This is a genomic window from Vibrio sp. 10N.247.311.13 (genome assembly GCF_041467595.1).
In the GTDB taxonomy this organism is placed as follows: domain Bacteria; phylum Pseudomonadota; class Gammaproteobacteria; order Enterobacterales; family Vibrionaceae; genus Vibrio; species Vibrio crassostreae_C.
Window position 1 is genome coordinate 91,921 of the sequence record NZ_JBFSUX010000013.1, and the last position, 12,490, is coordinate 104,410.

The window sequence follows — 12,490 nt, forward strand, 5'->3', positions numbered from 1 at the left end:
AAAATCCCCCTACGAATGTGATTGCATTTTTAGGGGGATTTTTTGTATCTAGTGATCAAGCACAATGTGCGAAAGCGCACACAGATAAGCTCGTTATTTATCGATAATTAGCGATTCATTTAAATATTAAGTGCTTTTTTTTGTTCGCTAACTAGTGTTTAAACCTGGCGTGTGGGGATGAGTTGGGTTTTATTTAATGCTTTGAGCTAATAGTTGGTTTTTTGGCACAGTTGCCGAATAACAGGTGTTAGACCAGATGATAATAAAGCGTTAAAGTTGTTTCGTATTACTGTTTGTTGTTATCACGACAGACAGCCATAGCCGAAAAAGTGGAAGTATTTCGAATTAGGCTACGAATAAGCCCTAGACTATGAAAAACCAGCCCAACATGTTCACCAAATATGATTGGAAACTGGTGAGGAGAGCAATATGACAACAAAACCTGAAACAGCCATGTCATCCGGCGCTGAAATGTTATCCGGCGCTGAGATGGTGGTGCAGTCTCTAATTGAAGAGGGTGTAGAACAAATCTTTGGTTACCCAGGTGGTTCTGTACTTGATATCTACGATGCGTTGCATGCTAAAACTGCTGAAATTAAACACGTATTAGTGCGACACGAACAAGCCGCTACCCACATGGCAGATGGCTATACTCGTTCTACCGGTAAACCGGGTGTAGTACTTGTGTGTTCTGGTCCAGGTGCGACCAATACCGTTACTGGCATTGCAACAGCCTACATGGACTCAATCCCAATGATTGTTATTTCTGGTAACGTACCAAATAACCTTATTGGTAACGACGCCTTCCAAGAGTGTGACATTGTGGGTGTATCACGCCCGATCGTTAAACACAGCTTCTTAGTTAAGAAAGCGGAAGATATCCCTGAAGTCGTTAAAAAAGCATTCTATATTTCAACGACAGGACGTCCCGGTCCTGTGGTTATTGATCTGCCGAAAGACATCTTAAACCCACAAATCAAGCTTCCTTATGAATACCCAGAAACGCTCAAAATGCGTTCGTATAACCCAACGGTTACGGGTCATAAAGGTCAGATCAAAAAGGCGCTAAAAGCCCTTCTTGAAGCGAAGAAGCCGGTACTTTATGTCGGTGGTGGTGCGGTTATTTCTGAGGCAGATAAGCCGCTGTTAAAATTAGCAGAGGCACTGAATTTACCTGTGGTAAGCACCCTAATGGGGCTTGGCGCTTTCCCTGGCACCCATAAGAACTCTTTGGGTATGTTGGGCATGCATGGTTTGTATGAAGCCAATATGGCGATGCACAATGCGGATTTGATCTTTGGTATTGGCGTACGTTTCGATGATCGAACGACTAATAACCTAGATAAGTACTGCCCTGATGCGAAGATCATGCACATTGATATCGACCCATCTTCGATCTCTAAGAACGTAAAAGTGGATCTACCGATTGTAGGTTCTGCTGAAAAGGTTCTAGAGAGCATGGTGAACTTGCTCGTTGAGCAAGGCGGCACTAACGATGCAGAAGCGATTGAAAGCTGGTGGAGTGAAATCAAGCAGTGGCAAGAGCGTGACTGCCTAGCTTATGAGAAATCGTCTGAGCGCATCAAACCTCAACAAGTAATTGAAACACTGCATAAAGTAACCAATGGCGATGCCTATGTTGCTTCTGATGTAGGTCAACACCAAATGTTTGCTGCTTTGTACTACCCATTTAACAAGCCGCGTCGTTGGATTAACTCTGGTGGTCTAGGCACTATGGGCTTTGGCCTGCCTGCTGGTATGGGCGTTAAGTTTGCTAAGCCAGATGAAGAAGTGGTTGTGGTAACCGGTGACGGCAGTATTCAAATGAATATCCAAGAGCTGTCGACTGCGCTGCAATACAATATTCCTGTTAAGATTATTAACCTTAACAACCGTTTCCTAGGCATGGTAAAACAGTGGCAAGACATTGTTTATCAAGGCCGTTACTCTAACTCATATATGGACTCTGTTCCTGATTTTGCTGCTATCGCTGAGGCTTATGGCCACGTTGGTATGCGTATTTCATCTCCGGATGAACTGGAATCAGGTTTGGAAAAAGCACTGGCGATGAAAGACCGTTTGGTATTTGTCGATATTAGTGTGGATGACACCGAGCACGTATACCCAATGCAGATCAAAGGCGAGGGTATGGATAACATGTGGCTAAGCAAAACGGAGAGAACATAATATGAGACACATTATTTCACTACTAATGGAAAACCAACCTGGTGCGCTTTCTCGTGTGGTTGGCTTGTTTTCTCAGCGTGGCTACAACATCGAGTCTTTGAACGTATCTCCAACCGATGATCCGACGCTGTCTCGTTTGAACGTCACTACTAACTCTAGCGAAATGCAGCTTGAGCAGATTCAGAAACAACTGCATAAGCTAATCGACGTACTTAAAGTACAAGAAGTGTCTGAGCTTGAGCATATTGAACGTGAGCTGTTGATGGTTAAAGTTCGTGCGAGCGGCTTTGCTCGAGCAGAAGTGAAGCGCACAGCAGATATCTTCCGTGGTCAGATTGTTGATGTCACGGCTTCTCAATATACGGTTCAAATGGCGGGTACGAGCGAGAAATTGGATGCCTTCATTCAGGCGCTGTCTGAAGTGACGGAAGTGCTTGAAGTGGCTCGAAGTGGTGTTGTTGGCATCGCACGAGGCGAACGTGCGTTGAAAGCCTAGACGATAAGTCTTTAAAAAATAACTTTAAAGCCGCTTTTTTAAGCGGCTTTTATTTTGTTAATTTTTTAGAGTGCTATAATCCCGCGCTGCACTTCCATTCATCTGAGTTAGCAATGCGAAATAAAAAATCAATAATTACATTGCTGATTATCTCTATCATATTGTCTTCTGCAGTATGTCTGTATTATTTGCAGCGTTACAAAGAAGTAAAACAGCAGAGCTTTGACTACTCAGCTAAGCAAGCCGTTCATCAGTTAGTGTATGCCAAGCGAGATTACGATCTTCTCAAGACTCAGTTAGTCTCGGTCATGGAGTTACTCAGTCATAGCCAGAGCTTGGTTAACTTTGCTTCCTCTCCCTCAGACCAAACCAAACATCTACTTGAAGAGGTCTGGCAATCTGTTCTAGTGAACCAGAAGTGGTATACACAAATTCACCTGTTAGATGTCACTGGCAAAGAATTGGTGCGCGTTAACTACTCCTCTGAGACTGGTAGAGTGACGTTTCCTCAACAACTGCAAGATAGATCGGATTCTAACTACTTCCAATACGCTCAAAAACTAGAAGCCGAACAGATTGGCGGTTGGGGTATTGAGCTTGAAACGGAGCATGGTGAAGTCACCTTCCCGTATTCGCCGGTAATCCGTGTCTTTACCCCAGTAGAAACCCCTAACAAAAGAGTCGGATACCTTGTCATCAATCTGGATGTATGGGGTCTATCGTCGCGTCTTAGCTTTTCACCAGATAACGATCTTAGAGCAGAAGTTCTCAATGACGCGGGCTACTTCATCGCGAGTAACAACAGCGGTAAATTGTTCGGAGACTCTATTCCTGAAAGAAAAGGCTACAACCTGAAAAATATCGCGCCGAAGACGTGGGATGCGATCTCCAATGATCAGGTGGGACACGTTTTTGAAGATGGTAATTTGTTTGCCTTTAACACGGTTATGCTCGCGAACAGTCAAAAGGTTCATTTGCTGATTCAACTTAATCAGAAGCAATTGATGGATAGGGCTGAACCGAGCTTAAGTGACCTCTCTCAAGAAGAAGTGTTTGTATTGCTAACGGTGCTGATTTTCGCCTTCCCATTTGCTTACCTGGTGACGCACTACCGACGCCGAAGCCTGGAGAGTAAATTGGCACGCGCCGCATTGAATGGCATGTCGGCAGTGATGATCTCTGATAAGCAGCACCGCACAATGATGATCAATAACGAATTTGAGAACATGACAGGGTACTGCAAAAAACAAGTTATCGGTCAGAATGCATTGCAACTGTTGCTTGAGAATACCGATCAAGTGCTCTCAAGCTCGGCTATTTGGAGTCATTTAGAGCAAGAAGAAGTATGGGAAGGGGAGGTTCAGTGTAAGAACAAGCTGCGTATTCCTTTTACTGCGATCATGCGAGTGCATGCGGTCAAAAACAATTCAGGCAAAGTCAGTTACTACATCACCTCGTTGGTTGATATTTCCGTAAGGAAGGAGCTTGAGGTGCGTTTGAGGATTTTAAGTGAACGTGACTCTTTGAGTAACCTCTGGAACAGACGAAAGTTCGAAGAGCAGTTGGCCTACTATTCTCGCTTGGTTGAGCGTTACCCGAACGAAGCGACCACTTGCTTAGCCTTAGTCGACATCGATAACTTCAAGCGAATCAATGATGAACTTGGCCACGACGAAGGCGACCGTGTGATCGCTGGTGTTGCTAAGCTTCTGCAAGACAGCCTTCGTGGGACGGATTTTGTTGCACGTGTCGGAGGAGAAGAGTTTGCACTCTTGATGCCACACACCTCACTGCCAGAAGCAAAGCGCGTATTGGATCGCTTACGAATCGAGATTGAGCTAGCGGCCGGAACTAAGGTAACAGTGAGTGTTGGCTTTACGGATTTAACCAGTAACAGTACTCGCTCATACAAGTGTGCGGATGTTGCGCTTTACGAATCTAAATCGTCTGGCCGTAATACGGTCTCTATGTGTCCTAGCTACGATGATGTCGCTTAGGTTCGCTTCTATCTAGTCCTGTCTTCTATTTGCTTCACCTCTTCAAGTCGCGCCCCGACTCCTTTCCCTCTTTTTATTAGGAATCTCACTTTTGAGCGACCTGTGTCACAAAATCTATACAGTTAGACTAAAGTCTAATGTTGGTGGAAATTTGAGCTAAAATGAACAGTAAGTAAACTACTTTGCTTCAGATTACATCGTGTTAAACGATGTAATAAATAGAGTGTTTACCAGATGTAAAAGGATGACACCGTTAACTTAATTCAGCTGGTTAGCTAGCCTTATCAATAACTTGAAAGGCAGCAGTAGAATTAGGTTAGCTGGAGCAAGAGTTTGGGGATCATACAGTCTGGTTAAAAGAGGCGTGGTATGTTTGTCGATTTTTTAGTTAGGTTAACCATAGGCACATTAGCCATTCTTGGCTTTCAACTTAGTGCATTGTATTTTTTACCTATGGTTGTGCTGCTCAATACTCATCACAAAGAGTTTTTTGGGTGGTAGTTCAGTCGTGGTACTGGAAACAAAAAAACGGAGCCGCTGGGCTCCGTTTTTATTTGGTTAGAATCTATCTTGGCATCATGCCGCTTCGATAACTTCTTCAATTCGTTTCATTGAACCTAGTAAGTGTTGATCAAGCAGTTCTGTTGCTTGTTCTACATTCTTAGAGAGTACTAGTTTCATGATCATTTCGTGCTCATCAATATTGAACAGATCATCTGATGCGCTTTCTGCAGACATAGCGAGGAAGCGGTAACGTTTCACTTGGTTAATTAGGTCATCAAAGAACTTAAACATGTTCTCTGAATCTGCACCTTCAAGCAGTGCGACATGGAATTGCTGGTGGCGCTCTTCCCATTCTACACAGTCAAACTCTTCAGATACGTACTGTACTCGCGATAGTTTATGGTAAGACGTTAGTACATCCAGTTCCCAGCTCTCATCACCTGCTGCAATCGCTTTTTTAAGCAGAACCGATGATACAACACGAAGGCTTTCGTATAGGTCATTCAGTTCTTTCTTTGATACAGGAGATACCCAGCAGCCTTTTTGTGGCTCTAGCTTTACGTATTTGCTCCAAGATAACTGTACCAAGGCTTCGCGAATAGGGGATGCGCCAACGTTGTAGCGTGCTTTTAGATCAGCAACAACAAGCTTTTGGCCTGGGGTTAACTCACCATTAAGAATATCTTGGCGAATCATCTTTGATACTTTGTCAGTGAGCGTAGGACTAGACATTACAAACCTCATCTATATATGATTTCTAGTCTGCTAATCCGTCTCTTAGAAAGAGTCAGTTGGAGGTTAACAGTACGTAGTTCTATTGTGATTGATAATACAGCGTACTGAAAAGTTAGGCAAGATTTTGTTTCATAAAAAAAGAGGGCTGAAGCCCTCTTTTATATTTTATGCGAATCGGTTCATTCTTATAGAACGTGAACAGATGCCGTGTTTGTAGTACCAGAAGCTACTAGAGCACCAGAAACCATAACTACGATGTCGCCTTTGTTACCTAGGCCAGATTGTAGAGCGATTTCTTTACCGTTGATGTAGAACGCGTCTGTGTTCTCGATAGAGTCAACAAGAACTGGCTTAACACCTTTAGTAAGAACTAGCTGTGCAGCTGTCTTTTCGTTAGTTGTTAGAGCTAGGATGTTTGCAGTTGGGAAGTACTTACGTACTGAACGTGCAGATTTACCGCCTTCAGTTGCAACAACGATTAGAGGAGCAGCTAGCTTCTCTGCTGTGTCTACAGCGCCTTTACATACTGCTTCAGTGATGCGTAGACGTGGGCTGTCTAGACGAGAACCTAGCTCAGCTTTAAGAGCTGAATCAGTACGGTTCGCGATTTGAGCCATGATAGTAACAGCTTCAACTGGGTACTTACCTTTAGCAGTTTCACCAGAAAGCATTACTGCATCAGTACCATCCATGATTGCGTTCGCAACGTCACCCGCTTCAGCACGAGTTGGACGTGGGTTGCTGATCATAGAGTCAAGCATTTGAGTTGCAGTGATAACCATCTTACGTGCACGGTTACACTTCTCGATCATCATCTTCTGAGCGAAGATTACTTCTTCAGCTGGGATTTCAACACCTAGGTCACCACGAGCAACCATGATGCCGTCAGAAGCTTCAAGGATTGAATCGAAGTTATCTACACCTTCTTGGTTTTCAATCTTAGAAATGATGTGGATGTTCTCGCCGCCGTTAGCGTTTAGAAGCTCACGGATTTCTTTAACGTCTTCTTCTTTACGGATGAAAGAAGCAGCAACGAAATCTACGCCTTGCTCACAACCAAACTTAAGGTCAGCTTTGTCTTTCTCAGAAAGAGCAGGAAGTTGAACAGAAACGCCAGGAAGGTTAACACCTTTGTTTTCGCCTAGAGCACCGTTGTTAAGAACTTTACACTTAACTTCAGTTTCTGTTGTTGCGATAACTTCCATTTCGATTAGGCCGTCATCAACAAGGATAGTGTTACCTGCTGTTAGGTCTTTAGCGAAACCTAGGTAAGTTACTGCTACTACGTCTTTGTTACCAACAACTGTTGCGTCAGTTGTGAAAGTGAACTCTTGACCAGCTACTAGATCTACGTCGTTACCATCTTCAAGTTTGATAGTACGGATTTCTGGACCTTTAGTATCTAGAAGGATAGCAAGTTGCTCACCTTTGTTTTCCATTACTTTACGGAAGTTCGCGATACGAGTGCCGTGCTCTGCGAAATCACCGTGAGAGAAGTTAAGACGCATAACGTTCATGCCAGCATCTACTAGTTCAGTTAGCTTCTCTACAGATTCAGTTTTAGGGCCAATCGTACATACGATTTTGGTCTTTTTCATGGAAGGTACTCTCCGGTAAGTATTGTTACAATTTGAAATTTATTTAAGTTCTGAAGATTGGTCCGCTACATCAACATTTTGTGCCTGTTGTGTAAAAGCGCGGGACTTCCAATATGTCCTTCAGAGTTGTAAGTCTTTCATCAATTTTAGTCATTTTATGACTAAAAGATTTTGATTCAATATCGGTTTTCTGTGACTTACCCCACTATATAGGGGGTAAGTTGCAAAAAAATAACAGTCAGTTTTGTAATTTTTTTTCTTTTCGGGTGCGGATTCTACCACCTAATGAGTTCAATATCACTGCTTAACAATTGTCTTAGGACAAGGTTTTATCGCTATTTATTAATTTTTTGGATCAAAATAAATGGACTAAATAGTTTCGTTGTAACTATAATATGTTTCATATCGAAACTTAATGGCCTTTTTTAAATGTCGAAACGAAACACCCAGCTCAGAAGACATGCAATTTCTAACCTAGTGAATGAAAAAGGGGAGGTTAGTGTTGATGAATTATCCGCTAAGTTCGAAACCTCAGAAGTCACTATTAGAAAGGACTTGGCGTCTTTAGAGAAAAACGGTCAGCTTTTACGCCGTTATGGTGGTGCGATTTCGTTACCGAAAGAGGTTGTCAACGAAGAACTGGGTCAACAAGTTTCGACTCGAAAGATTTCATTGGCAAAAGCCGCTGCAGATTTAATTCGCGACCATAACCGCATCGTGATCGATAGTGGCAGTACGACCGGTGCTCTAATTCAGCAGCTTAATGCTAAGCGTGGCTTGGTTGTTATGACCAACTCATTGCACGTTGCTAATGCGCTTAATGAGCTTGAAAGCGAGCCGACGTTATTAATGACTGGCGGCACTTGGGATACCCATTCGGACTCTTTCCAAGGCAAAGTTGCAGAGTCGGTACTTCGTGCTTACGATTTTGACCAACTATTTATTGGGGCTGATGGTATCGACCTCGATAGAGGCACAACCACGTTTAACGAACTGGTTGGCCTGAGCAAAGTAATGGCTGAAGTGTCACGAGAAGTGATCGTGATGGTTGAGTCGGAAAAGGTGGGACGAAAGATCCCGAACTTAGAGCTGGCATGGGAACACATTGACATCTTAATTACCGATACAGACTTAGGCGAAGAATCCAAAGCAAGTATCGAATCACATGATGTTCGAGTGATCCTGACCGATCCAGCGTAAAAACAAATTTAAGTATTATGCATTTACCTTCCTATAATTGATCTTAATGAAGATTTGGCCTTTGCTTGCTGCCAATAGGAATAAAACAAAATTGATGGAGTGAAACTATGTGTGGAATTGTTGGTGCAGTAGCACAGCGTGATGTAGCTGAAATTTTAGTAGAAGGCCTTCGTCGTCTAGAATACCGTGGCTACGATTCAGCTGGTGTCGCTGTCGTCGATACTGCATCTAACCTAACTCGTGTACGCCGCCTAGGTAAAGTACAAGAGCTAGCTGACGCAGTAGAAGAGCAACAAGTGATTGGCGGTACAGGTATCGCTCATACACGTTGGGCGACACATGGTGAGCCGTCTGAAGCGAACGCACACCCACACATGTCTGGTGATATTGCCGTTGTACACAATGGCATTATCGAAAACCACGAAGCACTGCGCGCTATGCTGCAAGAGCGTGGTTACGTATTTACTTCACAAACGGATACAGAAGTTATTGCTCACTTAGTTGAGTGGGAACTTCGCACTTCAGCTTCTTTGGTTGAAGCGCTACAGAAAACAGCAAAACAATTAGACGGTGCGTACGGCACGGTTGCGGTTGATCGTAAAGATCCTAGCCGTATCGTTGTAGCTCGTTCTGGTAGCCCGATCGTTATCGGTTTTGGTGTCGGCGAGAACTTCCTTGCTTCTGATCAACTGGCGCTACTGAGCGTAACTCGTCGCTTCATGTACCTAGAAGAAGGTGATGTTGCTGAGGTAACTCGTCGTGATGTTACGGTATTTGATGTAGCGGGTGAGCGTGTTGAGCGTGAAATCGTTGAGTCAAACGCTGAACACGACGCAGGTGACAAAGGTCAATACCGCCACTTCATGCAGAAAGAGATCTTCGAGCAGCCAACAGCGCTGATCAATACAATGGAAGGCCGTATCTCTGACACTTCGGTTATCACTAACGCGATCGGCGTTAAAGCTGAAGAGATCCTAAGCAAGGTTGAACACGTGCAGATCATCGCATGTGGTACGTCTTACAACTCAGGCATGGCAGCGCGTTACTGGTTTGAATCTCTAGCTGGCGTAAGCTGTGACGTAGAGATTGCTTCTGAATTCCGTTACCGTGATTTCGTTGTTCGTCCGAACAGCCTATTGGTGACTCTGTCTCAATCTGGTGAAACGGCGGATACGCTTGCTGCACTTCGTCTTGCAAAAGAGAAGGGTTATATGTCTGCAATGACTATCTGTAACGTTGCGGGTTCTTCACTGGTTCGTGAATCTGATTTTGCCTTCATGACTCGCGCAGGAACAGAGATCGGTGTTGCTTCTACTAAAGCTTTCACAACTCAACTAGCAGCGATGCTGATGATGGTAACGTCAATTGGTCGTCTACAAGGTCGTATCAATGAAGAAAAAGAAGCGGAAATCGTTCAAGCACTTCACCAACTGCCTGCTGATATCGAGAAAGCATTAGCGTTCGATAAAGAAATTGAAGCACTGGCACCTGATTTTGCTGATAAGCATCACACACTGTTCTTGGGTCGTGGTGAGTTCTACCCAATCGCGATGGAAGCGTCTCTTAAACTGAAAGAGATCTCTTACATCCACGCAGAAGCATACGCAGCTGGTGAGCTTAAGCACGGTCCTTTGGCTCTTATCGATGCAGATATGCCTGTAGTCGTTATTGCACCAAGCAACGACTTACTAGAGAAGCTGAAATCGAACGTTGAAGAAGTGCGTGCTCGTGGCGGTCTACTTTACGTATTCGCTGATGAAGATGCGGGCTTTGAAAGCGATGAGAACATGAAGATCATCAAGATGCCTCACGTAAGTGAAGTAACAGCGCCTATCTACTACACAGTACCGATGCAGCTGCTGTCTTACCATGTCGCACTAATAAAAGGTACCGACGTTGACCAACCTCGTAACCTAGCGAAAGCGGTAACCGTTGAGTAATCGACAGCTTATCTAAGAAATAGATAATAAGAAGCCCATTCAGTGATGGGCTTTTTTATGTCCGTTAGTTAACGATCAGTGTTAGAGCTAGCTGTAGCGTCATTAAGCGCTCAGTGCTTGCTCTAGGTCAGCCAAGATATCGTCGATGTGCTCGATACCTACTGATAGGCGAATCATCTCCGGTGATACACCGGCTTGTTTCTGTTCCGCTTCGCTTAGTTGACGGTGTGTCGTCGAAGCTGGGTGACAAGCGAGAGATTTCGCATCGCCAATGTTAACCAGGCGCTTGAAGATTTGCAGTGCATCATAGAAGCGAACACCGGCTTCATAACCGTCTTTTAAACCAAAAGATAGAATGGCCGATGGCTTACCTTGCATGTACTTTTCAGCGAGTGGATAGAACTCTGAATCAGGTAGGCCAGCGTAACTTACCCAGCTGACTTTCTCGTGTTGCTTGAGGTATTCTGCTACTTTCAAGGCGTTCTCTGTGTGTCGCTCCATGCGCAACGACAACGTCTCCAAACCTTGCATTAACATGAAAGCATTCATAGGTGACAGTGCTGCACCTGTATTACGCAGGGGAACCGTTCTAGCACGACCAATAAACGCAGCCTCACCAAAGGCCTCGGTATAAACCACGCCATGATAAGAAGGCTCTGGCTGATTAAATACAGGGAAGCGGTCTTTGTGTTGTGCCCATGGGAATTTGCCTGAGTCGACAATCACGCCACCTAACGTTGTACCGTGACCACCCACGTATTTAGTTAGTGAGTGCACCACGATGTCAGCACCAAAATCGATAGGTTTACACAGCACAGGTGTCGCCACCGTATTATCAACAATCACAGGTACACCTTGTGCGTGAGCAAGTTCTGCAACACGTTCTAAGTCGATAATATTACCTGCTGGGTTACCAATACTTTCACAGTAAACCGCCTTGGTTTTTTCATCGATCAGTGCCGCTAAGCTTTCTGGTTTATCGTCTTTAGCAAAACGAACTTCTATCCCTTGGTTTGGCAGCATATGAGCAAATAGGGTGTAAGTACCACCGTAAAGCTGAGGCGTTGAAACAATGTTGTCACCGATTTGCGCCAACGTCTGAATCGCATAGTTGATCGCAGCACTGCCTGCACTCACCACTAAGCCTGCAATTCCACCTTCTAAGGCTGCCATGCGTTTTTCCAACACATCATTGGTTGGGTTCATTATACGAGTGTAGATATTACCTGGCACCGCAAGGTTAAAGAGGTCGGCGCCGTGTTGTGCGTCATCGAATTCGTAAGCAACGGTTTGGTAAATAGGTGTCGCAACCGATTTGGTTGTTGGATCAGTGTCGTAACCGAAGTGAATCGAGAGTGTTTCGTCTTTCATGAGTCTTCCCTGAACTATTGAGCGATTGATGTACTCTCATATTGCCGATTTTTTTATAAAAGAAAAGTATGTTTAGTCACAGAGAGGCAATTGGAATTGTGTGCGGGACTATTCGTTTTTGGTTCGGAAGTGCAGGGCGTGATTGGTACGGAACCAGAAAAGCAAAAAGCCAGAGCAGCGTGAACTGTTCTGGCTTTTCTAATTTGGTGGCCCCTCCCAGATTTGAACTGGGGACCGAACGATTATGAGTCGTGCGCTCTAACCACTGAGCTAAGGGGCCGTAGGGCATAGATTATAGGGGAAGCATTCAGTGGTGTCTAGACACTATAAGGGGCAATTCCGCTTACATCTTAGCCACTTAAATCATACGGATAAAAAAAAGGTGAGCCAACGCTCACCTTTTCTTATTGTGCGCCGAGCATGGCGTTGATCTAGGAGGTGAAAGTCCTCTACGGGCTCAGT

At 44.4% G+C, this 12,490-nt stretch carries 8 protein-coding genes and 1 tRNA gene; 5 read left to right on the top strand and 4 right to left on the bottom strand.

The window, feature by feature from the left end; translation table 11 throughout:
• The first annotated feature begins 429 nt into the window (after nt 1-429).
• From AB6E52_RS08200 to AB6E52_RS08210, 3 genes are all read left to right on the top strand, one after another.
• Nucleotides 430-2,187 carry an acetolactate synthase 3 large subunit gene (locus tag AB6E52_RS08200; RefSeq protein WP_017062926.1) on the top strand — a complete coding sequence of 586 codons (1,758 nt, stop codon included), beginning with the start codon at nt 430-432 and terminating at the stop codon, nt 2,185-2,187.
• 1 nt (nt 2,188) lies between these two features.
• Nucleotides 2,189-2,683: an acetolactate synthase small subunit gene (ilvN, locus tag AB6E52_RS08205; protein ID WP_008219984.1), complete on the top strand. Its 495-nt coding sequence runs from the start codon at nt 2,189-2,191 to the stop codon at nt 2,681-2,683.
• Nucleotides 2,684-2,796: 113 nt separating this feature from the next.
• Nucleotides 2,797-4,680: a diguanylate cyclase gene (locus tag AB6E52_RS08210; RefSeq protein ID WP_102321196.1), complete on the top strand. Its 1,884-nt coding sequence runs from the start codon at nt 2,797-2,799 to the stop codon at nt 4,678-4,680.
• 576 nt (nt 4,681-5,256) lie between these two features.
• Here the strand turns inward: AB6E52_RS08210 and AB6E52_RS08215 are convergent.
• Together AB6E52_RS08215 and pykF are read right to left on the bottom strand one after the other, a co-directional pair.
• Nucleotides 5,257-5,928 carry a GntR family transcriptional regulator gene (locus tag AB6E52_RS08215; RefSeq protein ID WP_080582236.1) on the bottom strand — a complete coding sequence of 224 codons (672 nt, stop codon included), beginning with the start codon at nt 5,926-5,928 and terminating at the stop codon, nt 5,257-5,259.
• A gap of 176 nt (nt 5,929-6,104) precedes the next feature.
• Nucleotides 6,105-7,517 (bottom strand): pyruvate kinase PykF, encoded by a 1,413-nt coding sequence (pykF, locus tag AB6E52_RS08220; protein WP_017061403.1) that lies wholly within the window; start codon nt 7,515-7,517, stop codon nt 6,105-6,107.
• A 429-nt stretch (nt 7,518-7,946) separates the two neighbouring features.
• Between pykF and AB6E52_RS08225 the strand changes: the two genes are divergently transcribed.
• Together AB6E52_RS08225 and glmS are read left to right on the top strand one after the other, a co-directional pair.
• Nucleotides 7,947-8,717 (top strand): DeoR/GlpR family DNA-binding transcription regulator, encoded by a 771-nt coding sequence (locus AB6E52_RS08225; RefSeq protein WP_017061404.1) that lies wholly within the window; start codon nt 7,947-7,949, stop codon nt 8,715-8,717.
• A 107-nt stretch (nt 8,718-8,824) separates the two neighbouring features.
• Nucleotides 8,825-10,657, top strand: coding sequence for a glutamine--fructose-6-phosphate transaminase (isomerizing) (gene glmS, locus AB6E52_RS08230; RefSeq protein ID WP_017067690.1), 1,833 nt, complete (start codon nt 8,825-8,827; stop codon nt 10,655-10,657).
• Between the two features lie 102 nt (nt 10,658-10,759).
• Here the strand turns inward: glmS and AB6E52_RS08235 are convergent, their stop codons facing one another.
• Complete coding sequence (locus tag AB6E52_RS08235) at nt 10,760-12,028, bottom strand: O-acetylhomoserine aminocarboxypropyltransferase/cysteine synthase family protein (protein ID WP_017061406.1); 1,269 nt, start codon at nt 12,026-12,028, stop codon at nt 10,760-10,762.
• Between the two features lie 204 nt (nt 12,029-12,232).
• Nucleotides 12,233-12,308, bottom strand: a tRNA-Ile gene (locus AB6E52_RS08240).
• Nucleotides 12,309-12,490: the final 182 nt, after the last annotated feature.